Origin of the sequence: Paenibacillus barengoltzii G22, from assembly GCF_000403375.2 — a bacterium.
GTDB classification, from domain to species: Bacteria; Bacillota; Bacilli; order Paenibacillales; family Paenibacillaceae; genus Fontibacillus; species Fontibacillus barengoltzii.
In genome coordinates, this window is sequence record NZ_KE159652.1 from 1716419 (window position 1) to 1741736 (window position 25318).

The window sequence follows — 25318 nt, forward strand, 5'->3', positions numbered from 1 at the left end:
ACACAACCTCCCTCATCTATTTGAAATTGTGAAGCCTTAGCCTTTGACAGCGCCAACGGTGATGCCTTTGATAAAATAGCGCTGCACAAACGGGTAGAATAATATCACCGGCCCCGTCGCCACGATCGCCGTCGCCATCTTCATCGATTCAAGCGGCACATCACGGAGTTCCACGTTCGACGCAGCGGCTGAATTTCGGATGAAGTCCGCACTGGTGATCACGTTATATAGGAACAACTGCAACGGGCGGTACTTCATGTCCGGGGATAAGAACAACATGGAGTTATACCATTCATTCCAATACCCCAAGGCGATAAACAAGCCGATTGTGGCCAAAGCAGGCGTTGTCATCGGTAAGATCAGGCGGATAAAGATGGTGAAATCCCCCGCCCCATCGATTTTGGCTGATTCCGTGATCGCATGAGGTATGGAACGAACAAAGCTTTTCATCATGATGATTAAGAATGGACTAAGCAGACCTGGCAGCAAGACAGCTAAGTAGTTATCCTTCAGGCCCAAATACTGTGTCACTAGTAAGTAAAACGGAACCAGTCCGCCGCTGAACAGGGTCGTAAAGTAGATAAAGAAAGAGATGCGGTTCCGGTAAGCAAAATCGGGCCGTTGCAGTGCGTACCCCGTCATCGCCACCAAGAATAACCCCAACGCGGTACCGCAGATTGTGATACCGATGGTGACAAGATATGAGCCGATGATGAGATCCGGATTTTCGAAGACGATTTTGTATGCGAAGGTGCTGAATTCCCGGGGCCAGAAATTGAAACCAAACCGTTTGATCGCCGCTTCCGACGTAAAGGATGTGCCAAGGACCAGCAGGAAGGGCAGCAAACAACATAAGGCGAAGAAGCCGATAAACAAGTAGCCGACGATTTTGACGATGATACCGCCGAGATCGGTGCGGATACTTCGCGTTTCATGGACGTCATCCATGCCTTGCACCTCCTAGAAGAGTGAGTTATCGGGCGAAACCTTCTTGACCAGCCAGTTGGCGGTAATCACCACCACAAATCCAAACACGGATTGATAGAGGCTGACGGCGCTCCCGATCGAGAAGTTGAAGTTGGTCATAAGGGCGCGGAACACATACGTTTCGATGATATCGGTCGTTGCGTACAGCGCAGTGTTGTTGGCTCCCACCAGGTTGAAGAATAAGCCGAAGTTCCCGCGCAGGATGCCGCCCAGCGAAAACAGGAGCAGAATGATAAAGGTGGGCTTCAGCCAAGGAAGCACAATATATCGGATGCGCTGGAAGGCACCGGCCCCATCGATTTCCGCTGCTTCGACAATTTCGTTATCCAGCCCCATAATGGCGGCAAAATAGACGATCGATCCATACCCTGTCGATTGCCATAAGTAGGTCAGCACGATAATAAACGGCCAGATCGTTGCGTTCGAATACGTCTTTACCGGATCAAATCCCAGCGATGTCAAAATGCTGTTGAGCAGACCATAGTCGTAGCTCAGCACGTTATAAGCGATCAGACCAATCAGAACCGCCGAAATAAAGTGCGGCAGGAACATCAAGGTTTGAGTTAGCTTTTTAAACCATTTGAGACGAAGTTCGTTCAGGAACACCGCAACGGTAATCTGCAAGACGTTCCCCAGCAGGATGAAGGCCAAGTTATAAACCACCGTGTTAAACGTCAGCCGCCACAAATCCCCCGTCATTACAAGAAATCTGAAGTTATCGAACCCCACGAACGGACTCTTAAATATCCCATCTGTATAGTTGTACTTGATAAAAGCCAAATACAAGCCGGGCATCGGCAAATACGCGAAAATGATAAAGAAGATGATCGCCGGCAGACACATCAGCAGCAGCGTTTTATTGCTCCATAACCGTTTGAACCATCCTTGCTGACGCATCCGATAAAGCTGCGGCCGCTGGCGTACCTCTGTTGGTGTCGGGATTTCCATAGGCCTCCCCCCTTTCTATACGGAAATAAACTCCAGCTTCTTTAAGCTGCCTGCATCCTGTTCATCCACGGCTTCGAGAAAAATTGACAGCTGCGCTTGGCCTGCCTGAAACCATGGACCCGGCAAATAAAAGGAGTCCGCGCTGCCGCCGGTCATCATCGGCCTTCCTTCGCCTCCTGGCAGCCACAGCCTGCCGACGATCCGCTCCTCCATAAACACCGTAAGCTTTAATCCCGAGCCTGCGGCACGGACCCTCCAACCTTTGCCTTGTGCAGAGTTCGGAATGGAAGCGAATAACCATCCGGCTTCACCGGAGGTCAGTGTCAACGGTAATTCAAGCGGAGTTGCGTTAGCAATTTCTTGATCGGCTGCAGCCTTCAGCTCAGCTTCCTCCGCTGCCATGATCGTATACGCCGAAGCTTCAATCCCTTCATAGACCAACACTTGACCGGTGTGATGTCCCATCGTTCGTTCCAAATAGACCTCTAGAAGCAGTTCCTGTCCCGGGGTAACAAACGGCTTCAAATCGATAAATGGATCCAGCGGATGGATGAGGCCGACATCAATACCGTTCACCCAAAGCCGCGCATATCCTTGAAAGTTCTGAAAATGCAGCGTCCACGAATCTCCGCCAGCCCCGGGAATATACGTTCTGCGGAAGATCATTTGGGACGGATAGTCCGCAGACAACCAGCTTCCAAAACTAACGACGGGCCATAGCGCTTCGTCCGGCTGTGTGAGCGTGCCTTGCCACGAACGGTCGACCTTCGGATGCACGCGCCAATTCGAGGTAATGTTGTGGACAGCGGTGATGGTCGCAATCCCCTTGAACCCTTTCAGGGAAGGCAAGCGCAGTGCCGGGAGCCGGAGGTCATCGAAGTTGCTGTGGCCCCAAATCTCCACTCGCGCTTGCAGCTTCTTCGCTTCTCGTCCGCTTGCTGGGACAAACATGCTGGCTCCACCGGGAGTGAATGTACCGAGGTACGTCCCATCCGCATACAGCGAAACGACATCACTTGCCTGACGCACCAGAAATCCATGCATCTGGTGCTTATCGGCATCCCAATTGGTCTCGGCCTCATACCAGGCGTATCCGCGGTAAACGCCAAGCCGTTCCAAGAATTCGGCCTTCACCCCTTTCGTCTGTGCCGTCGCAGCTTGGATTGGCGCCTTCCAGCCCTTCCTCGCCACAAACCGCCAATCGAGTGCTGCTGGCGCAGGGTCAGGTCCATTCGAGACCGATGGATCCTCGGTTAAGGTGACGCTCCCATCCAGATGAATCGCTTCGGTCCGAAGCGCATTGAGACGGCTTGTGACAATGACCGTACAACGCTGCCCCTCCTTCAGTTCAAACCGACAAAACGCCGTCTCGGCTCCAGACAGTTGCAAGATCAGCTGACCCTCGCGATGGATGACTTGCATCCCCTCAGTCATTGGATTATTGGCAACATCAACGGATAGGATGATCTCCGCGTTATCCCCCTCCTTGTGAAACGCGAGAACCACCCCGTCCTTCTGCTGTTCTGCCATATAAAGCTCTGCTGTGGAGGATACGAGATGTCCTGGAACTCCCCAGTTCGATAGCGGCACCATTGCTGGCAGCGCCAAGGATCTCGAAGTAGCCAAGGTCAATGTCCCCGTAGATGAAGCCTGGCTCGCATCCTCATGGTGCAAGCTGATTTGCTTGGATCGCTCTTCACCATTGGTCACAAAAATCAGCTCTCCGCCGCCTTTCAGACGCAGCACATACGGACCAAATACCCCCTCCTTCTCGCCAGCAACAGACCATTTGCTCTCGGAATCCGGCTCAGATTCCGCAATCGCACGGCCATAGGCACGAATTAACCTGGAGAGAAGCTTCGCCTCCTTCACTTCTTCACGGAGATGGCCTTCCGGCGAAATCATGCCTCCGAAATCGTAATCCGAGGTCAAGAAAGCCAGCGGCTTCCCCCAGTTATTCGTCGCATTGGTGAAGCCGAAATTGGTGCCCGACGCCTGCAGATAAGGACCTAACAGCTTGGCTCCAGCGGACAGCAGTCTGCGCAGCAAGTAATGGCTCCGGTTCGTTTCGGTAACGAGCAGTGGAAGACCCAGTCTGTGAAGCACCTCCCGATAATGCAACACCTTGTGCTCGAAATCAGGATCCCGATCATTCGGATAGAAGTTACAGGTCGGCACAATGCCTTCCGTTAACCCGAATGCCTGCACTAAGCCGCCTTGACCGGCACAAGCAATCAGCGGAACGGTTAAACCATGTGTTGCAGCCATGTCTCGCAGTGCCGCCATATAACCTGCCGGGTCGGAGCAATCATAGAAGTCGAGTTCATTTTCAAGCTGAACGAAAATAACGCTGCCTCCGTTCGTCACTTCATGACGATGAAGGATCGGTAATATCTGCGCATACCACCTAGCCACATGCTGCAAGAACGCAGGATCATTATCCCTAATCTTCAGAGCTGGCTCTTTGGCGTACAAATACGCAGGCAGGCTGCCGCCATCCCATTCAGAGCAAATATACGGTCCAGGGCGAGCGATCACCCATAATCCCACCTCACTGGCTAGTTGCAAAAACCGATCTGCATCCCGCATCCCGGTGAACTCCCAGGTCCCCTCCTGAAGCTCATGGAAATTCCAAGGAAAATAGACGTCGATGCAGTTATAGCCGGCTTCTCTCACCTGCTGGAGCCGTTCTTGCCATAACTCGGGGGGAATCCGGAAATAAAAGAGTGAAGCACAAAGCAGGATCACACTCTCCCCACGGATGTTAACCGCTTGGCCAGATAGACTTACAACGGATTCGGATTCGATACGCGTACTCATAGCGACCACTCCTAGCGTCTGTATTATTAAATTTTAATGAATCCCATTTCATGAAACCCGTTACATTTTAAGCGATTAAATTAGAGTGAAACGGGTTTCACATTGAATCAAACGCAAAGATTCGGTTGTTACGCCAAGAATTGTTCGGATTGATGCTTCTCTTCGGAGTTGATAAAAGAAGTAAAGTTTCGTTGCATTTAGTGGAGGGTGAAAAAAGGAAGAATTACCTGCGAATGAAATGTAAGGGCTTTCTTGCAGTTATTCTAGCCCAGCCTAATTTAAGTTGTCAATTCCTTTTTTTCGGAGGCGGGTGCAAAGCTCCTAACCCTAGTTAAGAGCCGCAGTAGACTCGCGAATAACCAGTTCCGGCTTCAGCAAGGTCGTTTTGTTCACCTTGGACTTCGTAATCATCTGGTGCAGGACTTCCCCCGCCGTTCGACCGAGCTCATGAGCATGCAGTGAAATGGTCGTCAGTTCTGGAGTGCTGTAGGAGGCAAACGGTGTATCATCATATCCGATAATCGAGAGGTCTTCAGGGACACGCAACCCTGCTTTAACCGCCGCCTTTAACACGCCGATCGCAACTAAGTCGTTCAGACAGAAGATCGCCGTCGGCCGCTTAGGCATCTGAAGCAATTGATTCATAAACATCATGCCGCTGTCGACGGAAAAACCACCATGCATCACCCACTCTTTGCGCACCTCGAGCCCCGACTGCACCATTTTCTTCAAGAAAGCGCTCGTCCGCTGCTGGGTGTTGGACATCTGACGGTAGCCGCCTACAATCGCGATGTCGCGATGCCCGAGTTCAATCAAATGCTCAGCCGCCAATTCCGCGCCATGCCGTTCATCCACGGCCACACGATTCAGGCCAGATTTAGGAAGTCGGCCGTTGACCAACAGAACCGGCAGCCTTTTGCCGATCTCAGCTACCTCCTCAACCAGTTGCGTGTCAGGTTTGGCCAAATCTACCCGTCCCCCCATCATGACGATCCCGTCCACCTGTTTCTCTGCGAGCGCATTTAAATATTGCGATTCGCGGACATATTGCTCTTCGCTGTCTACGCTGGCTGAGACCGTGTCGCACAGAAAGTAAGTATACCCTTGCTTACGCGCTTCCAGATCAAACCCGGACAACACTTCGGGAAAAAACGGATTTGTAATATCCGGAAGAATAATGCCGATCATCCCCGTTTCCTTCTTCGACAAACTTCGTGCTAGCGCATTAGGTTGAAACTGGTATTTGTTAATGAGTTCGTTGATGCGTTCCCGGGTTTCCTTTTTCACAGGTGCGGTATTGTTCAGGACGCGTGACACGGTAGCAACGGATACATTCGCTTCTTTGGCAATATCGTAGACTGTAATCGGTTTCATAATTTCACCTGCCCATAAATTAGTAGCCCAGATTACCCCCAGTATATCAATATTTCCAGCATTTGAGAATAGAACAAGCGAATACCGTTCCCTCCCGCCCAGATCTCATAACAAAACAGGCCCTCTCCTTTTGGAGAAAGGCCTGTTTCCATTAAGACTGCATTTGATCTTGCTCCGAATTGCTGTTTTCGGGCTCGGCGGAGGTCACATCCGACTGCCCCGGCAGAAAGCCAGTTCGGATGTGCGGGCTCGTATCTTCGTAGATCGTGCGCGGATCCCCATCCGTTTCGATGTTTTGATGCTCCTGATTTGGCATATTTATATCCCCCTTTTCGCTAAAATAGCGTCTCCTGTATCTCCATTTTTCATGCAATTTCGATCAAACCAAGCGATTTCAATCCAGGTGAGATTCATCCATAGGATATATTTGCTATATTTAATGATTGGTGTTTTGAATGACGAAGATTTGACTCTAGGATGACGGATAACGCATTAGAATGAAGTCAACTCATCGCTGAATATGCAAAGTTTTATCGATCCTTATGAAGTTTTGTCAAAGCTATTGAAATATACAATAACATATATTAAATATAGCTTGTAAGCCCTTCCAATCCCATCCAAATCGATCAGGAGGTGGTATATCGAAGGATTGATTGGGACAAGTCACTTCGCATTTTATCCTAAGAAGAGAGGTGTCGAAATAATGTTGCGCAAATGGATCACGCTTGGTTTAGCACTCGTATGTACCTTAACCATGCCTTTAGGTGCCTCCGCGGACAGCTCAGTTTCAGCGGATCAAAACAAGAAGAGCGGTATCGTATGGCCGAAGAATCAGGAGCTCCCTACCTTCGCCAAAGTTAAGCGCTTGGATGTAGCTCAAGTGTACGACAAGCCCGGGGACATCGAGCTTCTGCTGACAACGCTTCAAGGGATCGTTAATCGCAAGGAACCCCGAATTTACGTGCAGCAGAATGAGAAAGATCCTTGGTTAAACGATATCAAGGTGCCTTATCACATTCATGAAAACCCGCTGGACATCGTCAAGACGTATGCCAAGGAGGTTAAGGGCGTCATCGTCTATGACCCGGCCGTGCCCGATTCGATTAACGTAGCGACGACGCTCGCCGGTTTGAAGGACGCTGTTGTAGCGAGCCCAGAATTGGCCCAAGAACTGGCTGCAGCCCCCTATCGTTTGCGCGTCGTTGAGGACCTGCAGGGGAAATTCGAGGATCGGATGGATGCCTATACTTGGCAGTACGAGCATTTATGGAGTCAAACGACAAAGCGGATGCTGGTAGGTCTCAGTCCAAATACGTCCATCCCGCTCCCTCCGGATAACTGGGATTCATTCCGCACGGTGCTCACCGAACCGGAGCAAATCCGGGATGCCAGCAATCGGAGAACGTATGAACTGGATTTGACCGAGTTCTTAGGCGGAGAGGCTGTCTACCTGAGGTTCCAAGATGCGTACACCCAGGACGGTTGGGGCCCTGCCGTGCATGAGATCAGTGTATTGGCAGACGGTCAGGAGATTGTTCATTTTGAGACCGGTACGCCGGAAGAAGAACCGTACTTGTATGACCGTCACGGCTCCAAGTTTTTGCCGGGAGCAGACCACCGGTTTGCCGACAACGGTAACTACTTTGTCTACGAATTTGTTCCACCGGCAGGGACTCAACACTTAACGGTTAACGTCGAAATGTGGAATCAATTTAAAGTTTCTGCCAGCCAAGTGAAGCCGCTGTCCTCGGAAACGAAGGAGCCGTTCGGTTACCTCCGCGATTACGCAGTAGCCAACAAAGCGATGGTGTTCTGGCTCTCCAGCGGAGTACCTGAGCAAAGAGCGTTGTTTGAACGGATCTTAGCGGATGTGGAACCCGGAACACCGTATTTGGGATGGTTTGATAATGACGTTGAAGGCGAAATCGCCGGGGTTGACCTGACCTCTAGTTATGGCGTTTATGTCCTGCCTTCCGACTGGTTCCATAATATGACGGTCATGGCGGGGACGAAAGCGAAGCCGGTCAAGCCAAACAAGCCGGTAACACCGAAGCTGAACAACAAAATCTACGTGACTTTCACGTTTGGTGAAGGCGATAACCTGCAGTACGATCAAAATCATATGCGCAATCTCTGGGAGGATCCTGCCCGCGGTCAAGTGCCGATGAACTGGTCAGCCAGCCCACTGCTCGTTGATGCAGCCCCTGCAGTCCTAGACTATTACCAGTCCACTGCTACGGAGAACGACCTGCTGGTAGCCGGACCTTCCGGAGCCGGTTATTTCAGTCCGCAGGTTTGGCCGGAAGAGAGTTTTGCCCAGTTCATGAAGGATTCTTACCCGTATTTGAAGAAATCCGGCATGTCGTATCCTTTTGTCATCAACCGGCAAGACTCGCGAGACGTTCCACTCTCTGGCTCCAAAGCGGAAGCTTATGTGAAACAATTGAAAGTACCAGGTCTGTTCCTTGGCGGCGGCAGCGACAATTACGTTGAGATCGTCAACGGCAATTTACCCGTTTCATATTTCAAAGGCACGGCCACCGTCAGAGATGGAATTCACATTTTGAATGATGCGAAGGCTGCCTGGGACGGGAACTCGCCCATGTTCGTTTCTGTAGGGGTCAATGCTTGGAGCATGAGACCGTCGGACGTAGCAGCGATCACGGAAGCGTTGGGACCGGAATTTGAAGTTGTGTTAGCCGATACCTATTTTGCATTGATTCGGGAAGCTTACGGTCTTCCAAAGAAACCTTAACCCCATGAAATAAGGCGGGCAATGTCCGATGAGGACGTTCCCGCCTTGCTTTGCTTGTATGCTCTTTGTCCTATAACGATTCCTTGATCACTCTTTTATAGTAAAGAACCGACAACAGTCCGAAAATTGAGTACAGCATGGTATAAATTAGCATGACCAAGATCATCGGGGTCCATAGCTCCGTCCCGAATAAGAACCAGCCGGAACGGACGGCAAAATAACTATGCGACAAACCTACAACGAGCGGGATGCCAAAATTAAACAACTGCTTATATTGAATGCCTCGGAGCAGGTTGCCTGGCGTAAATCCCAGCTTGCGTAAGATCGTGTAGCTTGGCTTCTCTTCTTCCCCTTCGCCCATTTGCTTGAAGTATAGGATACAGCCTGAAGTGATCAGGAACGTTAACCCGAGGAAACCCACAATAAACATGATCAATCCCATGTTGCTTCGTTGTTCCGTAATGATCTCGGTTTGAGACATCGCGCCTGGTTTCTTGTCGAAGTCTAACTCCTGATAGATCTGGTAAGCTTGTTCCATCAAGTCGGGACTCGCAACATCGATCCCATAATAGACTTGGTAGGAGCTTTGAAGTTCCCGATTCATATCTTGCATGAGTTGCTCGAAGTCGGCATGATCGAGGATGACTGACGGCAATGCAGAAGAAAAATGAAGGGATACAATCGCATCCTTCATCGTATCGATCACAGTCACGGGAATCGATTGGGAGTTCCCTTGTATCGTCATTTCCCCTTTTGACCGCAATCCCATGAACTGCTCCAGCAAATTGCTTGAACCAGCCAACAGCGCTTCTTTAGACTCCAGATTCACCCCAGCAACTTCTTGTTCATCTACGACGGCCAACGTTGTCAGTTGGCTATTCTGCCCGCTTAGTGCAGATCCAATCAGGTTGGAGAGGTCGGCTTCGGCGATAACCACCTGGCGCCGGGTCTCCTGCGTCTCGATGCCAGCCGCCTTCAGAGCCTGCTCGAAAGCACCCACGTCTTTAGGATCTAACAGCGCGAAATGATTAGGTACGGATTGTTGAGCGTTTTTTTCCGTTGAGTAATAAGAAATGTAGCTGAGCGACAACAAACCAATGGCCAGTGCTGACACCGTCGTGATAATGGTCAGCAGCAACGCGTTAAATTTCATACGGAACATAATTGAGGATAGGGACAGCACCTCATTTAACGAGAGATATCCCCCTTTCGCCTTCCGAACCAAATTGAAAAAAAAACTAACCGAACCTTTATAAAACAGATACGTACCTATGATCACCGAACCTAGAATCTGAATCATGATGAGGAAGAGCTCTCGCATTTCCGTGTACTCACCGCTGAACAAATCCGCCGAAATCCGGTACCCATAGAGAATTAGCCCGATACCCAAAATGCCGATAACCACTTCGGATAAAGGCATTTTGCGATACACATTTTCCGTAGTGGAGGTCACTCGGAACAGCGACAAGATGCTTTGCCGTTTGATGAACATGTAGTTCATCAGCATGATCAGCAGGTAGATAGCCGCAAAAACTTCAACGGTCTGCACCAGCGCTTGCACAGAGAATCGCAGGCTTGCCTCGGCATCCACTCCGATGATTTGGAACAAGATCAATAGCAGCAACCGAGAGCAGGAAAAACCAACGAAGATGCCGATGAACATCGAACCGAAATAAAGAATGAGGTTTTCACTACTAAGGATGCCAAAGATCTTCCCTTTCGTTAACCCGATTAATTGAAAGAGACCAATCTCCTTACTCCGCCGCTTAATAAAGATGGTGTTCGCATACAGCAGAAAGATGGACACAATTGCGATGAGCAACACCGATGCGGCTTTTAATCCGGCGGCCCCTTTTACCGACCCCTTGATCTCATCCAGAGCCGGGTCATATTGCAAGGTGACAAATGCGAAATAAAGCGCCACGCTGAACATTAATGCGAACACATACAAGTAGTAGTTTTTAAGATTTTTCTTGAGATTTCGATAGATCAGATGGGTCAGATTCATTCCTGCACCCCGCCTAATACGCCCTGCGCTTTGATGATGTCGCTGAAGAACGACTGCCGCGACTCGTCGCCTTTATTCAGTTGGGAATAAATTTGTCCATCCTTGATAAATACGACGCGGTTGGTGTAGCTTGCGGCCACCGGATCATGGGTGACCATAATTATCGTCGCCGCGATTTTTCGATTGAGTTCACTTAGCTTATTCAGCAGATCGGAAGCGGATTTCGAATCCAGCGCGCCCGTTGGCTCATCGGCAAAAATAATGCTCGGATCGTGGATAAACGCCCTTGCGGCGGAAGTCCGCTGCTTTTGTCCCCCCGATATTTCGTTGGGATACTTGTCTTTAATTTCGTAAATGCCGAGCTCGGTAGCGATCTCCTGAAACTTCAGGTCCGCCTCCTTGCGGGAGACTTTTTTGATCGAAAGCGGCAACAGCACGTTTTCCTTGACGGTTAACGTATCCAGCAGATTATATTCCTGAAAAATAAAGCCGAGATGGGATTTGCGGAATTCGGCCAACTCCTTCTCCTTCAGTCCCGTGAACTCTTTGCCTTCAATTTTAATGCTGCCGAGACTGACCTTATCGATCGAAGAAAGCACATTTAGTAAGGTCGTCTTGCCCGAGCCGGACGCTCCCATAATGCTGACGAATTCGCCCTTCTCTATGTTCAGGTCAATCCCCTTTAATACTTCTTGACGATTAAATTTGTTGCCATAGCTTTTATGGATTTTGCTGGCTTCGAGTATCACCATGATCAATCACTCCTTTGGTCATGCCCTTATCTTACCTTACCCGGGAGAGACAATTCCTGCGTTTTCCCGAACAAAACAAATGGGCATGTGACAATGTTGTCACATGCCCAGCATATGGACGTATGCATTACTTCTTGGGAAGACCAACGTCATCGCTGTGCCTTCGCCGGGCTTCGAGTCCACCTGGAGTCGGATCGACAGGGAATCCGCCGCTTTTTTCACCAAGTACAGTCCCATACCGGTGGCCGCGTGATCCTCATGATTCCGCGTGGAGGTAAATCCTTTCTCGAAGATACGCGGCAGGTCTTTGGCATCGATCCCCCGCCCTTTGTCGCGGATGCATAGCCAGATCTGTCCTTCCGGTGAAACCCCTGATTCTACGGAGATATCGGAGGCATCGCTGTATTTCACCGCATTGGTTAGCAGCTGCCGAAGGATAAACGCCAGCCATTTTGCATCCGTCAGTACTTCTTGAACAGGCAGATGGACGTCAAAGCCGATGCCTTTTTGCAAGCACCATGCTCGTAGTTCCCGGATCTCTTGAACCAGCAGCGGCTCCAGCTTCACCTGTTCGATGTAGAGATCGTTCTCGATAAACGGAATCCGCTTCTGGTGCAGCTGGCGGTCCAGCAGCAGGTGGATGCGCAGCCACTCCAGGTGAAGCTGCTCTTTGAGCGGCTCGTTCCCCATTCGATCGATCATCAGGCGCATGGCGGTGAGCGGTGTTTTCACCTCATGAATCCAGGCCATCAGCTCATCCTTCTCCTCTTCCAGCTGGGCGACAAGCTGCGATGTCTCCTTGCGGAACTTGTCCGTTTGCCCGCTGATCCGGTCCATAACGATTCCCTCCAGCGGGGTTTCCGGCTCAGAGATGACGCTCAAATCATAGGTGTCGTCCCAGTTCGACAGGCTTTGATAAAACCGAGTTTCCTTCGGATACCGAATCAGTAGAAATGCCCCAAATCCCAAGACCGATAAGAAAACGATATACAGCATCGGCAGAAACGGAATCGTCCGGTCGATGGCGGCGACGAAGAGGAGCAGCAGCTGCAGGCCGAGGACGAGCAGGATCCAGCTGAGGCGCTCGCGCAAATATTGGCCGATCATAACACGTGAACCCCTTCGGTGGCCATATATCCTTGACCTACCTTGGTCTCGATATAAGCGTCCAGCCCGAGGTCCTCCAGCTTCTTGCGCAGCCGATTTACGTTGACGGTTAAGGTATTGTCGCTGACGAAATGCTCATTGTCCCATAAACTGCGGATCAGCTCCTCGCGGCTGACGATGCGATTCTTCTGCTCCACCAGCAGCTTGAGGATGAGCATCTCGTTCTTCGTTAACTCAACTGTCCCCTGCTCTGCCGTGACGGTGTTGCGCCCATATTCGATTGTCGCTCCGCGCCACGTTCGCAGCTCAACGCGTTCGGTATTATAATTGTAAACCCGTCGAAGCGTCGCCTGGATTTTGGCAATCAGCACTTCGAAATGGAACGGCTTCTGAACAAAGTCATCCGCTCCCAGCTGCATGGACATCACCATATCGGCGGGATGGTCGCGGGAAGATAAGAAAATGATCGGCACGTTGGAACGGGCACGGATTTGTCGGCACCAATGAAACCCATCAAATTTGGGCAGCTGGATATCAATCAGAACCAGGTCCGGACGAACCGCCGTAAGCTCCTCCAGCACATTGCCGAAATCCCGAACGCCATGCACTCCATAAGACCATTGCTGCAGTCGTTCGCGGATTTCCTGAAATAAGGATGGATCGTCTTCGATTAACATGATTTGAAACAAGCGAATCACCACGTTATTAGGATTCTTTCCTTCATCCAGTTTACCGGATAACGTGACGTGGCGCTATCTTTCTATTTTATGAAACCGCAGTTTCTTCAATCTCAAAGCCTAGATCCTCAATCATTTGGTGATCCAAGGTGACATCCTGCCCCTTCGTCGTCATGTAGTCGCCTACAAAGATCGAATTGGCCGCATACAAGGATAGCGGTTGCAGCGTACGGAGACTGATCTCACGGCCGCCCGCCACTCGGATTTCCTTCGTTGGACAAATGAAACGGAACAACGCTAATACCTTCAGTGCTTTAAGCGCCGGCACCCGCTCAGAACCTTCAAGCGGTGTCCCCGGGATCGCATTCAGGAAGTTGATCGGAATCGAATCGGCATCCAATTCGCGCAATGCCAAAGCCATCTCCACGATTTCCTCATCCGATTCACCCATGCCGATAATCACGCCGGAACATGGAGACAAGCCATGCGCTCGTGCCGTTTCCACTGTTGCCACGCGTTGATCGTAGGTATGAGTCGTAGTGATCGACTTATAGTTCGCCCGGCTCGTATTCAAATTGTGGTTGTAGCGGTGAACTCCGGCTTCACGGAGCTTCTCCGCCTGCTCCTCCCTGAGAATGCCAAGGCAAGCGCAAATTTTCAGCGGCATCGTTGCGCGGATTTCAGCAACTGCTTCCGCGACCTGATTAAGCTCTTTATCAGTAGGCCCTCTGCCCGATGCCACGATGCAATAGGTCCCCGCCTTGCGCTGCAACGCTTCACGCGCTCCAGCGACCAACGTCTCCTTGTTAAGCAGCGGATATTTTGAAATGGGAGCCGTCGAGATCAAGGATTGCGAGCAGTACCCGCAATCTTCGGGGCAAAGCCCGCTTTTGGCATTGATGATCATGTTGAGCTTCACTTTATTGCCATAGTAATACCGTCTCACTCGATAAGCCGCATCCATCAACGGCAGCAATTGATCTTGACTGGCATGTAGTACAGACAACCCCTCTTCCAATGTTAGTACTTCACCACATAGAGCTTTTTTGGCGAAGGTGTCCCAGCTCTGTCCTTCCGTCTTGCCTTGGTTCATTCCTAATCCCAGCTTTCTATGTTTAAATTTTTTATTGTTATCCTTAAATTTGTTTTTTGGTTAACAATATGACTTTATAAAGTCTACAGGAAAGCTTACTGATTGTGAAGCAGGAATCCTTTATTTTTTGCATGGAGCGTGCTTTCTCCTACATAGGGTGTTATAGGGCAAAAATGTGCAGGAGGGATAGGTTATGCGGGTACAAGTGCGTTCAGGGGATACGTTATGGTATTACAGTCAAATTTTCCAACTGCCGCTGCAGTTGATTGTGGATTCCAATCCAGGGATACAAGCGGAGAGCTTAAATGTGGGTCAGACCATCCATATCCCTGGTTTTGTCACCAGTGAATATAAGGTGAAAGCCGGGGATTCCATCTGGAAGCTGTCCAGAGACCGCGGGGTTCCTCTGGATGTGATTCTGCTGCTGAATCAATCGGTGAATCCAAACCATCTCACGATTGGCCAGCGGTTGCAGCTTCCGCTGCGGGTTACCTGGTTCGTAGTCGACATCCGTAAACCCTATGATTACGCCGCCTTACGAGAAGATTTAAACCGATTAATGGACATTTACCCTTTTATCGCATATCGGAACATCGGCCATTCGGTGATGAACAAACCGATCCCCGAACTGCGCATCGGCAAAGGCAACAAACGAGTGCATGTAAACGGTGCTTTTCATGCAAATGAATGGATCACGACGCCGGTGCTGATCAAATTTATGAATCAATACCTGCTTGCGCTAACGAATAACAGCACTATTCGCGGTCTGCAAATGTGGCCTTATTATGAAGGTGCCACCCTCTCCGTAGTACCAATGGTAAATCCAGACGGCGTGGATCTCGCGATCCACGGATTGCCTTCTGAGGAACCCTACCGCAGCAATGTGCTGTCTTACAACGATGGAAGCACCGATTTTCAGGGATGGAAGGCTAATATCAATGGCGTGGATCTAAACGATCAGTTCCCGGCGTTATGGGAACGCGAGGTTGCCAGAAATCCCGTCGAACGCGGACCGCGTGATTATCCGGGCACTGCCCCGTTGACTGAACCGGAAGCCATCGCGATGGCTAACCTGGTTAGGGAGAGTGATTTTGATTATGTCTTGGCTTTCCACACTCAAGGGGAAGAGATCTACTGGGGCTTTGAGAACCGCGAACCAGCATATGCGGAGACGATTGTGAACGAGTTCGCCCGGGTCAGCGGCTACAAGCCGGTCCGGAATGTGGAAAGCTATGCCGGATTTAAGGATTGGTTCATCTATGATTTCCAACGTCCTGGATTTACGATCGAACTTGGAACCGGCGTCAATCCCCTGCCGTTATCTCAATTCGACGAAATTTATGAGGAGAGCTTGGGGATCCTGCTGGCGAGCTTGTATATGTAAACGAAGATTATAATGTGTGCGTGCGGGACTTTCCTAATAAAGGAGCGTCCCGTGTTTTTTATCGCTAATGACCTATCTTTTAGATTCCGATATACGTTAAAGAAGATATTTCCAGAAAGGTAGGTTGTTATGAAAAAGATCTGTTCAATTCCTGTTTTTTTAGTTATTTTAGCATTCCTTAGTCAAGGAACCGTACACAGTCAATCTCCCGCAACCTTCGACTTGGAGGTCGACTCTTCTCCATTTCAAACTACTCCTTCCGACTTGCGCAAGCACCCTGCGGAGCTATTATTTCGTTGGGGAGCAAATCAGCATATTATTGATGGCTTTCCAGATGGAACTGTTAAGCCGGATCAGCTTGCAAGTGAAGCTGAATTTTTGAAAATGATGTTTCGGGGGTTTGGCCTTGCGATGCCGAGTGCTTCCTATAACGACGATTGGATGGACGGAGTATATCAGATGGCAAAAGTGTATCGATATCCGGCTGCAGGCGTCATTGATCCGAGTGCAAGAAAATCGCCAATTACACAAGGACAAGCCATTCAAATCATTGTTGCTGCACAAGGGCTTAATTTCCAGGAGTCGGACGCCTTCGCCTATGCTCTTTCTCGCAGTTGGCTTCCAGGACAGCCGACATCATTGTCTCAGTTCGATAAGGATCGCAAGCTGACAAGAACGGAAGCGCTTGAATTGTTACGTCATTTAACCGTCAACGGAATGATGAAGCTCGAAATGAGACCAGTTGAATTTTCTTCAAGAGAGGCACTCTCCGCAGAAGATTCTAGTGAAGTGAAATCGTTCCCTTCTTTTAGCTTGGTTAATCTACCGGCGGATGGGCTTACGGTTAAGATTGGTGATGACGTATTACGGCTAGGAGATACACGAACAAAGCTTGAGAAAACATTAGGGCAAACTAGCGAATCCGGGATCATGAATAAACAGATCTATCCCTTACTAACAGTTCATTTTAATGAAGAGAACAAAATGGATTATTGGTCCGTAGATCAATGGAACGTAGAAAGCACGGATGAATCCATCACCACAAGCTTGGGGATCAAGTTAGGCGTCAGCAATCTCTTCGACGTACTCGAAGCCTACGGTACAACGGGATATGCAGGACAAGGGATAGCCGACTATTTTTATATGCTCCAGGATGATGGTACATTTCAGGCTGTCCAAGCAAATTATATCTATGACCACAGGAATGAATGGAATAAGTTCTATCATCTAGCTTTCTTGATTGATCGCGATACATTAATGGTTACCCAGATGCTTGCAGGATGGCTTCCCTATTCCATGTATTGATAAATCAAATTTGTGAAGAAACGGGCATTTTTCATATAATAGAATAACCACGATAGTTGATAAGTCCAGCGGTATGATGTCAAGCTGTTGATTTAATCGAATTGGAAATTTCCCGTGCCTGTTGAGCGCGGAGTCACGAAAAAAGGGCGCATCAAACCAAACCCAGCCAAAAACCATGTCAGATACCAGATTTTTACTGGGAATTCGTGAAGGACTAAGGCAAAGGAGGCGTTAATCCTTGGCGCTATTCACCTTCCTTCGAGGCGTGTAGAGTTGGCCGCTGCGTAGCAGCACATCGACCAGACGCACGAGTTTTCTTGCCGTTAAGACGAGGGCGCGTTTGTGTTGATTCTTGGGCACTTCGTGATACTTCTTCCGGTAATATTCACCGAATTCTTCATCGCGCATCCTAACCGAGTTGGCAGCTTCAACGAGGTAGTAGCGCAGGAATCGGTTGCCGGATTTGATGCGGGCGGTGTCCTCCGCCTCGAAGACGCCGGACTGGTGCCTGCGCCACGTCAGACCTGCGTACTTGGCGACGGCGGCTTGATCCTTGAACCGTTCAATATCGCCGAGTTCGCCGAGCAGACCGGCTGCATAGACTTTGCCGATGCCGGGCACTGACAGCAAGCACTGAGCGCCTTGAATGCCGTCGAGGACCCGCTCGATCGCTTTGTCGAGATCCTTGAGCTGCTTCTGGATGCTGCGGATGGATTCGATGGAGGTGCCGAGCACCAGGTCAATCGAATCCTCCACGACCTTGGACAGCCGATAGGAGGCGCGGGCAGCTTGCTGAATGCAGCGGGCGACCCGCTCGGGATCGGGGAAACGATTGCGTCCCTTGTCCCGCAGATAGTCGGCCAGATCGGCCACGTCCATCTCGGCGATGTCATCGAGGCTGAACTTCTCGGAGAGCATCTCCATGAGCGCATGGCCAAACACGGAGCTGTCGACCTCGGTTGTAAACGCATTGCACTTGTAGAACAGGTTCTGCAAGAAGTACTGCTTCTCGCGAGCCAAGTTATGGACCAAGTGGAAACGCATGCGCGTGAGGCGTTGAAGGGCGACATACTGCTCCTGCATGACGATGGTGGTCGTCAGGCGGCCGAAGCGCAGGCGATCCGCAATGACCCAGGCGTCGAGCCGGTCGGTCTTGTCCATATCCGCATAGGCTTCTCTGAACTTGCTGATGAGCTTGGGGTTCAAGGTGAACACCTTGGCCTTGCGCTCTCGAAGCGCTGGATCCTGATGCAGGTACATGGCAGGGTGCCAGCTGTAGACGGAAGTGGCTTCCAAGCCGATGTGAATCTCGGTGACGGCCAACTTGTTCGCTGCAGCGACGATTTGGTCACGCAAGTGCGAGGCGCCATTCAAATTGTTTTTGACGGTGAGTGTCTCAAGCTTGTCACCGTCAGCGTTCATGAAACACGCTTCGAGCTCTTGCGAGCTCACGTCAATACCGACAAAAAGCTTCAAGTGAAATTCCTCCTTTCGCTAGGGATTCAGGGAATGGACGCTCCGGGATGCCTCCGGCGCACGCGCAGATCTATCACCCTCGCGTATGAGGACACACTTCGGGCCATGAGCTGCCCCGGATCTGCTAAAACCGGGCATGGGATGCCGAAGGGAACAGCCAGCGGGTAAGAAGCTCAGACGCGTACCGGAGAAACAGACTTAAGGAGTAGACGATGCTACTGGAGGCAGAAGGATTTCCCCGAATGGACCCTACGTTCCATTGTCCAGAGGCATACCGGAAAGTCCAGTCCCTGATAGAATTTTCAAAGAACAAGCTGAAAATTTGGAGGCTGTTTTCCATCCCCCGGGGGGATGGAAATGAACCTAAAAGAGCTTTTTAAAGATACTATACGAGGAGTCTAGAAAATGAAAATGAACCGTTTAGGCAACTCCGAGCTGATTGTCAGTGAAATCGGGCTGGGATGCATGTCGCTAGGGACGGAGGAATCCAAAGCGATTGGCCTGATTCACGAGGCGTTGGACCGGGGCGTCAACTTTCTCGACACCGCTGATTTGTACGACGCCGGAACCAATGAAGAGATCGTCGGCAAGGCAATTAAGGGGCGTCGGGATCGTGTTATTCTGGCAACCAAAGTCGGAAATCGGCGGATTCCTGGACAAGACGGCTGGGTCTGGGATGCGTCCAAAGCGTATATCCTCTCAGCAGTGAAAGATAGTCTGCGCCGGCTCGGCACCAATTATATCGATTTGTATCAACTGCACGGCGGGACGATCGAGGATCCCATCGATGACACGATCGAAGCGTTTGAACAACTGAAGCAGGAAGGCGTCATCCGCGAGTACGGGATATCTTCCATCCGCCCGAATGTCATCCGGGAATATGTCTCTCGCTCGTCCATCGTCAGCGTCATGAACCAGTACAGTATCGTAGACCGGCGCGGCGAAGAAGAAGTGTTCCCCCTGCTGCAAGAGCATCAGATCAGCGTAATAGCTCGAGGGCCATTAGCCAGCGGTGCGCTGGCAGCGAACCGCGAACCCGCCAAAGGTGTGCTGGATTACGAGCTGGATGAACTCCGTGAACTGCGCCGCAAACTGCAGGACCTGGAGACGCCGGAGCGCAACCTTACTCAGTTGGCTATCCGCTATTCCCTCGCCCATCCTGCGGTTGCCGTGGTCATTCCGGGAGCCAGCTCACGCGAACAGCTGCTGCAAAATCTTGCTGCTGCAGAAGCTCCCGAATTAAGTGCGGAGGAAGTTGAGCTGATTCGCTGCTTAAGTAAAGCCAATCAATATTCGTTGCACCGTTAATCTCAAAATAAGAGCAGGCCCTATAAGTGAACAGCATCCTCGCTAACTCGAGTTTAGTGACGGGAAGCCCTTCACCAAAGGGTCTGTTTTTTATGCGGCTACTAATCATTTGTCACGGTTCCTTACTAGCCCCATAGTTTCGGCTTCATACAACACGACTTAAAGAGACATACTACGTGCGGTAAGCAAAAATGACGAAGCAAAGGAGATTTCTTCATGGGTGTGTTAGACGGGAATCCGAAGCATGAGCCAATGCACTACGGTGAAATTTTCACGATATGGGAAAGTTCGATGGCAGCAAAAATGATGTTATCCTGCTACCAGCTGTTCACGTACCATGCGGGTGACAAAGATCTGAAAGAGATTCTAAAGGACCTGATGGATCAGGCTAAATTGGAGATTAAAGAACTGGACAAGCTGTTGACGGACAATGGGATCACCCCCTCCCCCATGTTGCCGGAACGACCGGAAACGAAGCTTGAGGATATTCCACCAGGAGCCAGATTTGCCGATGCGGAGATCGCCGCGAAAATCGCCATGGATACTGCAGCTTCTTTGGCCGGTTGCAGCGGAGCCATGGGGTTATCGATCCGAGAGGATATCGGCGCGTTGTTTGCAAAATACCATGCCACCAAAACCGCATTGGGGCTTAGAATCTTACGGATGAGCAAGGAAAAGGGCTGGCTGGTTCCTCCGCCTCTGCAACTCAAAAAACCAGAGTAATTCGTGTTTACAAGTCATGAAAAAAAGCGATTAAACAGACCCGCTGCTTAATCGCTTTTTCCTATTTCACTAAAACAATAACCTTTCTTCTTCCCTGCTGTGGATTTCATTGATCTCCAGCAAAGCATAAAGCTTGTGTAAAATAGCCGCGCTCCAACCAGAGGTCTCTCGCAATTCGTGAATGCTGCGAACGACGATTCGCATCAGTTCATGATCGCGTTTTAATTGCACGACCGCCTCCTGGAGGTCTGGATTCTTCTCAGTTACTTCTTGATAGAAGCCGTCTTCTTCTGCATCCGCATGACTCAGAATCCGCGACTCCCAGTATCCCAACAATTCATTCGTTGCCTGCTCTGCCAACTCCAGATCTCCGCTGGCGTAGAAACGCTCAACTTCCTCCGTTTTTGACTTCGCCCCTGCCAAGCCGCCGTCATGAATGGCCTGATGGGCATGGAGTTGCCGCAGCGATGGACCAACCGGCATTGGATTCTCCCCCTATTCTCTGATGTAATCTGGATTCGTTACTTCTCCGCCTTTCCCTTTGGAAGCTCAGAGAATGTTCCGACATAGCGGATATCCTCACCGGTTTCGTCTTTAACCGTGCTGATATTCAGCCACTGTAAGTAGATCTCACCGTTTTTGCGCTTATTCCAAATCTCCCCCTGCCAGATGCCGGTTTCTTTAATGCTCTTCCACATGCGGTCATAGAAATCCGGGGCTTGTCGATTCGCTCGCAGAATATTCGGCTTCTTCCCTAACGCTTCCTCTTGACTAAACCCGGTTACTGCAGTAAACGCCGGATTCACAGCCACAATGGTGCCTTTCGGGTCGGTGACCAGAATCCCTTGCGCTGTATTGTTGAAGACTTCCGAAGACAAACTCAGCTTATCGGAATAAATCATCCAGAGTACGAGAATCAAGCTGGCCAAAGCGACCTGCGACAGCAGCATGAAACCGATGGAGTACTGACCGGTTACGGAATGGATATAGGACAATAGCAGCGGCGGGAAGAATCCGCCCAGGCCGCCCATCATGGACACGATCCCGTTGACGATCCCAGCCTGCTTATTGAAATATTGTGGAACCAACTTAAAGATGACACCATTTCCTGCGCCGGCAACAATTGCGATTACCAGACAACCGATGGTGTACAAAGTGAATGTCGGTGAGAACGCCAGCACGATAGCCGCAAGCGTAAACCCGGAAAAGATGACGATCAACAGCATCAAAGCATTAAACCGGTCCGCCAGCCAACCGCCAACCGGACGCATAAAGGTCGCCAAAGCGATAAATCCGGCGGTACGCATCCCTGCATCCACCTTGGTAAGTTCAAAGTTCGTCACCAGGAAATTGGGCAAATAGACGGTAAACGCAACGAACGAACCAAACGTAATAAAGTACAACAGCGAGAACAACCAAAGCTTTTCATTCTTATAAACGCCTTTGATTTGTTCCATCATGGCCGTTTTCACCTTCGGCTCTTTACGGTCACCAAAGAAAAGATTTAACGCTGCAAAAGCCAGCAGAAGAATCAAGTACAGCTTGACCGTCGCCGACCAACCGATTTGCGTCGCGATGACCGGTGCGGAGAACGAGGTCACGGCCGTCCCCAGATTTCCGAGACCGTACACGCCGTTGACCAGACCATGACGCTCCTTCGGATAATATTTCGGCAGCGAAGTGACGCCTACGGAGAAGACGGCGCCGCCGATGCCGAGGAACAACCCGCCGATGATCAAATCGACGTAAGAGTTCGCCTCACTGATGTAGAACACCGGAAACAACAGCAAAATGAAACTAATTAGAAAAACCAACCTTGCCCCGAAAATATTCGCGTAATACCCCAGCGGGATACGCAAAACGGAACCCAATACGACAGGAATAGCCGTTATGATCGCGACCTTATCGGCTGGGATTTGAATGTCCTCGCCCATGAAAGATACGAGGGACGAGATAATGACCCATACGGCAAAACCGACGATCAAATTGAGTGTTTGTAGCGGTAACTGAACTTTTTTTATCAAATCGATCACCTTTTCCAAAATGACTTCTGAATGACCATTGATTTCCCCACTCGTATTGTAGCTGATCCGCTTTGGGAGCCTGTATAGGGTTTTCCCCCGTTTGCCCAGGGAAACTCCCTATCCGCCCGGTTTGGTCACAAAAATGCCCATAACCATTGGATAATGATTATGGGCTGTACATTTTATTGGAAAACTATTCAACAATTAACGTGTAAAGCTCCTGATTCAACTGCTCTTGTTCCGCCGATCAAACTAGCCAAATAACGGTGCTCGTTCTCTAGAATACGCATGGCGGGCGTTTCGCTTAACAGTGTTCCTCGTTCCATGTCATAAGCCTCCATTAGAAATCCAGCAGCTTCTTCTTAATTGCGTATTCCACCAGTTCAGGTCTTGATTTCAAATTCAGCTTCTCCATAATTTTGGCTTTATGGGCCTCTACCGTTTTGACGGAGATGTGCAGCATTTCAGCGATTTCTTTATTTCCGTAGCCTTTGGCGACCAGCGGCAGAATCTCAACCTCACGGGTAGACAACAACTGGTAAGGGTTGTTCTCATCGGCTTGCTGATCTTGGCTAACGAATTCTCGGACAAGGGAGGAGGCGAGCTTCGGATGGATATAAACCCCTCCTTGATGCACCATGCGAATGGCTGAGACGAGTTGCTCATCCGGCGAATTTTTTAAGACATACCCTCTGGCGCCTTTCTTAAGCACATGAAATAAATACTCCTCGTCATCGTGCATCGTGAGGATAATAATACTCGTTTCGGGAAAATCCTCATGGATTTTGGCCGTCGCGATCAAGCCGCTTTCGCCTGGAGGCATGCTGAGATCCATCAACAGGATGTCAGGGCGATGTTTGGCTACCATTTTGTATGCTTCAATCCCGTCTGCGGCCGTCGCCACGACCTCCATATCCTCTTGAAAATTTATAATCATCGCAAAACCGCTTCGGACGACCGCATGATCATCCGCGATTACTACTTTCACGATCCATACCTCCCTATCCAAGCAAAATCCTTACGTTTGCAGCACCATTACGGGGTAACGGCAGCCAACGGAATCCGCAAATGAACGGTCGTTCCTCTTCCCCGCTGCGAAGTCACGGTGATTTCTCCGCCAACCAGCTCTGCCCGTTCTTTCATTCCATAAATGCCAAGTCCGGTTCCCTTCGGATCGTTTGCATTCACGTCAAATCCGCATCCCTGATCGGAAACGACAAGCTCCAGCGTATGCTCGGAAGCAAATAGACGGACGTCAATCTCGTCTACGTTGGCATATTTCAGCGCGTTCAGCACGGATTCCTGACATACCCGGTAGACGACCGTCTCAACCTCACTGTTAAAACGCTGACCGCCTAGCTCTGCCACAAAACGCACGACGACCCCGTAGTTCTTCTCAATCCATTTGAAATGTGAACGAAAAGCCGCATCCAGACCAAGATCGTCCAAGGAGGCTGGACGCAGCTCCACCGATAGATTGCGAATTTGCTCCAACAATCGGGTGAGCGAAGCCTCCGTTTGTTGGATTTTCTGCAAGGCTTCCTCTTGCACATTCAAATATTTCAACACCCGAAGATCCACCAGCGAGCTGATCAACTCTTGAGCGACACTATCGTGCAACTCGCGGGAGATCCGCTTGCGTTCATCCTCCTGGGCTTTAATAATGCTCTTCATCATAGTATTGCGGTTCAGCATTTGCTGCGTCATGATGGGATTCGTCAGATCGCGCAAGATCAGCACCCGAACCCCCGACGCTTGGTCCACCGTCTGAAAACTGGCCGAAAACGGGACGACGCCTTTCGTCTTGGTCTCCAAATAAAGCTGAAAGGAGCTGAAATCCTTCTCCGCATTTGAAAGATAGCAGTTGATGCAGGACACGGGCTCCTCTTCACTGGTATAGCCGCGGCAGGAGAAGCAGAAAGCGTTGCGATCGCTCTCCGCCGATTCCTCCAGCACCCGGCGATCCAGCAGCTTCTCGGCCTGAGGATTCATCGCCATGATCCGATGCTGTGCATCAAAGAAAATGATGGCATCGGAGCTTTGCTCATACTGCTTCTGCAGAAGCTCGATGGGTACGTTCAAGGATAACGGATTCATGGGATCAGCTCCTTGATCTCAAAATCACCAAACTGGCCTTGCAGCCATTCATACAGCTGGAGCAAATCTTCCTGGGACATCCGCTGCTCTCCCCGGTAGCCCGCCAAGAGCACGCCTTCCACCCGATCCGCCAAATATAACGGGAGTGCAGCCAAGCTGGTTAATCGCTCCGAGAGCAAGATCGGAAAATTGTACATCTCTTGCGGCTGAAGCACTTCGTCTACACGGGGAACCAGCATGGGGCTGCCGGTTTTGAACACGATGCCGGCAACCCCCTTACCCGACTGGAGTACGATCCGTTTGTAACGGTTATTCAAATTGCCTGAAGCGTATTTCCAAGTAAGCACAAAATCTTTGATCGCCGATTCCGCAAAGGCCAGCGACACAAAGTCATACCCCATCTGCTCTCTTAATTGATCGATCATCACCTGGTAGCAACCGGAGGTTGGTTTCATGAACTCGTCTCCCTAATCTCAAATC

21 protein-coding genes are annotated in these 25318 nt (G+C 50.3%); 5 read left to right on the top strand and 16 right to left on the bottom strand.

Features of this window, described 5'->3' with window-relative positions:
• Positions 1–36 precede the first annotated feature (36 nt).
• From C812_RS08020 to C812_RS22230, 5 genes are all read right to left on the bottom strand, one after another.
• Positions 37–948, bottom strand: coding sequence for a carbohydrate ABC transporter permease (locus tag C812_RS08020; protein WP_016312166.1), 912 nt, complete (start codon positions 946–948; stop codon positions 37–39).
• A 12-nt stretch (positions 949–960) separates the two neighbouring features.
• Positions 961–1884 (bottom strand): ABC transporter permease, encoded by a 924-nt coding sequence (locus tag C812_RS08025; protein ID WP_036624835.1) that lies wholly within the window; start codon positions 1882–1884, stop codon positions 961–963.
• A 66-nt stretch (positions 1885–1950) separates the two neighbouring features.
• On the bottom strand, positions 1951–4755 hold the full coding sequence (locus C812_RS08030; RefSeq protein ID WP_016312168.1) for a beta-galactosidase: 2805 nt from the start codon (positions 4753–4755) through the stop codon (positions 1951–1953).
• A gap of 327 nt (positions 4756–5082) precedes the next feature.
• Positions 5083–6129 carry a LacI family DNA-binding transcriptional regulator gene (locus C812_RS08035; RefSeq protein ID WP_016312169.1) on the bottom strand — a complete coding sequence of 349 codons (1047 nt, stop codon included), beginning with the start codon at positions 6127–6129 and terminating at the stop codon, positions 5083–5085.
• Between the two features lie 151 nt (positions 6130–6280).
• A complete protein-coding gene (locus tag C812_RS22230; protein ID WP_016312171.1) occupies positions 6281–6445 on the bottom strand; it encodes a hypothetical protein in 165 nt (54 codons plus the stop codon).
• Positions 6446–6832: 387 nt separating this feature from the next.
• Between C812_RS22230 and C812_RS08040 the strand changes: the two genes are divergently transcribed.
• Positions 6833–8884 carry a GxGYxYP domain-containing protein gene (locus C812_RS08040; RefSeq protein ID WP_016312172.1) on the top strand — a complete coding sequence of 684 codons (2052 nt, stop codon included), beginning with the start codon at positions 6833–6835 and terminating at the stop codon, positions 8882–8884.
• A 70-nt stretch (positions 8885–8954) separates the two neighbouring features.
• On the opposite strand, the gene C812_RS08045 is transcribed toward C812_RS08040, so the two are convergent.
• The 5 genes from C812_RS08045 to bioB all read right to left on the bottom strand — a co-directional run bounded on the left by C812_RS08045 (position 8955) and on the right by bioB (position 14521).
• Positions 8955–10892 (bottom strand): ABC transporter permease, encoded by a 1938-nt coding sequence (locus tag C812_RS08045; protein ID WP_016312173.1) that lies wholly within the window; start codon positions 10890–10892, stop codon positions 8955–8957.
• Positions 10889–11644: an ABC transporter ATP-binding protein gene (locus C812_RS08050; protein ID WP_016312174.1), complete on the bottom strand. Its 756-nt coding sequence runs from the start codon at positions 11642–11644 to the stop codon at positions 10889–10891. Before C812_RS08050 ends, C812_RS08045 begins: the two co-directional genes overlap by 4 nt.
• Before the next feature lie 99 nt (positions 11645–11743).
• Positions 11744–12751 carry a sensor histidine kinase gene (locus C812_RS08055; protein WP_016312175.1) on the bottom strand — a complete coding sequence of 336 codons (1008 nt, stop codon included), beginning with the start codon at positions 12749–12751 and terminating at the stop codon, positions 11744–11746.
• Positions 12748–13440, bottom strand: a complete 693-nt coding sequence (locus tag C812_RS08060) for a response regulator transcription factor (protein ID WP_036624840.1) — start codon at positions 13438–13440, stop codon at positions 12748–12750. The genes C812_RS08055 and C812_RS08060 overlap by 4 nt, the downstream gene beginning before the upstream one ends.
• 76 nt (positions 13441–13516) lie before the next feature.
• Positions 13517–14521 (bottom strand): biotin synthase BioB, encoded by a 1005-nt coding sequence (gene bioB / locus C812_RS08065; protein ID WP_016312177.1) that lies wholly within the window; start codon positions 14519–14521, stop codon positions 13517–13519.
• 193 nt (positions 14522–14714) lie between these two features.
• Between bioB and C812_RS08070 the strand changes: the two genes are divergently transcribed.
• Complete coding sequence (locus C812_RS08070) at positions 14715–15905, top strand: M14 family metallopeptidase (protein ID WP_016312178.1); 1191 nt, start codon at positions 14715–14717, stop codon at positions 15903–15905.
• 129 nt (positions 15906–16034) lie between these two features.
• Positions 16035–17210, top strand: coding sequence for a hypothetical protein (locus C812_RS08075; protein WP_009223290.1), 1176 nt, complete (start codon positions 16035–16037; stop codon positions 17208–17210).
• A 231-nt stretch (positions 17211–17441) separates the two neighbouring features.
• On the opposite strand, the gene C812_RS08080 is transcribed toward C812_RS08075, so the two are convergent.
• A complete protein-coding gene (locus C812_RS08080) occupies positions 17442–18686 on the bottom strand; it encodes an IS110 family RNA-guided transposase (RefSeq protein WP_016312179.1) in 1245 nt (414 codons plus the stop codon).
• 405 nt (positions 18687–19091) lie between these two features.
• Here C812_RS08080 and C812_RS08085 point away from each other — a divergent pair, with 405 nt between their 5' ends.
• Together C812_RS08085 and C812_RS08090 are read left to right on the top strand one after the other, a co-directional pair.
• On the top strand, positions 19092–19994 hold the full coding sequence (locus C812_RS08085; RefSeq protein WP_016312180.1) for an aldo/keto reductase: 903 nt from the start codon (positions 19092–19094) through the stop codon (positions 19992–19994).
• Between the two features lie 216 nt (positions 19995–20210).
• Positions 20211–20717 carry a DUF3231 family protein gene (locus C812_RS08090; RefSeq protein ID WP_009223288.1) on the top strand — a complete coding sequence of 169 codons (507 nt, stop codon included), beginning with the start codon at positions 20211–20213 and terminating at the stop codon, positions 20715–20717.
• Positions 20718–20786: 69 nt separating this feature from the next.
• Here C812_RS08090 and C812_RS08095 read toward each other — a convergent pair whose 3' ends face one another.
• The 5 genes from C812_RS08095 to C812_RS08115 all read right to left on the bottom strand — a co-directional run bounded on the left by C812_RS08095 (position 20787) and on the right by C812_RS08115 (position 25293).
• On the bottom strand, positions 20787–21200 hold the full coding sequence (locus C812_RS08095; RefSeq protein ID WP_016312181.1) for a hemerythrin domain-containing protein: 414 nt from the start codon (positions 21198–21200) through the stop codon (positions 20787–20789).
• Between the two features lie 38 nt (positions 21201–21238).
• Positions 21239–22741 carry a nitrate/nitrite transporter gene (locus tag C812_RS08100; RefSeq protein ID WP_036624843.1) on the bottom strand — a complete coding sequence of 501 codons (1503 nt, stop codon included), beginning with the start codon at positions 22739–22741 and terminating at the stop codon, positions 21239–21241.
• A gap of 340 nt (positions 22742–23081) precedes the next feature.
• Positions 23082–23729 (bottom strand): response regulator, encoded by a 648-nt coding sequence (locus tag C812_RS08105; RefSeq protein WP_016312184.1) that lies wholly within the window; start codon positions 23727–23729, stop codon positions 23082–23084.
• Positions 23730–23776: 47 nt separating this feature from the next.
• A complete protein-coding gene (locus C812_RS08110) occupies positions 23777–24838 on the bottom strand; it encodes a sensor histidine kinase (protein ID WP_016312185.1) in 1062 nt (353 codons plus the stop codon).
• Positions 24835–25293 carry a GAF domain-containing protein gene (locus C812_RS08115; protein ID WP_016312186.1) on the bottom strand — a complete coding sequence of 153 codons (459 nt, stop codon included), beginning with the start codon at positions 25291–25293 and terminating at the stop codon, positions 24835–24837. The genes C812_RS08110 and C812_RS08115 overlap by 4 nt, the downstream gene beginning before the upstream one ends.
• Between the last annotated feature and the right edge of the window lie 25 nt (positions 25294–25318).

Coding starts and splice junctions, on each gene's coding strand:
- C812_RS08020 (WP_016312166.1), bottom strand. CDS start 948: ATGGATGACGTCCATGAAACGCGAAGTATCCGCACCGATCTCGGCGGT.
- C812_RS08025 (WP_036624835.1), bottom strand. CDS start 1,884: ATGCGTCAGCAAGGATGGTTCAAACGGTTATGGAGCAATAAAACGCTG.
- C812_RS08030 (WP_016312168.1), bottom strand. CDS start 4,755: ATGAGTACGCGTATCGAATCCGAATCCGTTGTAAGTCTATCTGGCCAA.
- C812_RS08035 (WP_016312169.1), bottom strand. CDS start 6,129: ATGAAACCGATTACAGTCTACGATATTGCCAAAGAAGCGAATGTATCC.
- C812_RS22230 (WP_016312171.1), bottom strand. CDS start 6,445: ATGCCAAATCAGGAGCATCAAAACATCGAAACGGATGGGGATCCGCGC.
- C812_RS08040 (WP_016312172.1), top strand. CDS start 6,833: ATGTTGCGCAAATGGATCACGCTTGGTTTAGCACTCGTATGTACCTTA.
- C812_RS08045 (WP_016312173.1), bottom strand. CDS start 10,892: ATGAATCTGACCCATCTGATCTATCGAAATCTCAAGAAAAATCTTAAA.
- C812_RS08050 (WP_016312174.1), bottom strand. CDS start 11,644: ATGGTGATACTCGAAGCCAGCAAAATCCATAAAAGCTATGGCAACAAA.
- C812_RS08055 (WP_016312175.1), bottom strand. CDS start 12,751: ATGATCGGCCAATATTTGCGCGAGCGCCTCAGCTGGATCCTGCTCGTC.
- bioB (WP_016312177.1), bottom strand. CDS start 14,521: ATGAACCAAGGCAAGACGGAAGGACAGAGCTGGGACACCTTCGCCAAA.
- C812_RS08070 (WP_016312178.1), top strand. CDS start 14,715: ATGCGGGTACAAGTGCGTTCAGGGGATACGTTATGGTATTACAGTCAA.
- C812_RS08075 (WP_009223290.1), top strand. CDS start 16,035: ATGAAAAAGATCTGTTCAATTCCTGTTTTTTTAGTTATTTTAGCATTC.
- C812_RS08085 (WP_016312180.1), top strand. CDS start 19,092: ATGAAAATGAACCGTTTAGGCAACTCCGAGCTGATTGTCAGTGAAATC.
- C812_RS08090 (WP_009223288.1), top strand. CDS start 20,211: ATGGGTGTGTTAGACGGGAATCCGAAGCATGAGCCAATGCACTACGGT.
- C812_RS08095 (WP_016312181.1), bottom strand. CDS start 21,200: ATGCCGGTTGGTCCATCGCTGCGGCAACTCCATGCCCATCAGGCCATT.
- C812_RS08110 (WP_016312185.1), bottom strand. CDS start 24,838: ATGAATCCGTTATCCTTGAACGTACCCATCGAGCTTCTGCAGAAGCAG.
- C812_RS08115 (WP_016312186.1), bottom strand. CDS start 25,293: ATGAAACCAACCTCCGGTTGCTACCAGGTGATGATCGATCAATTAAGA.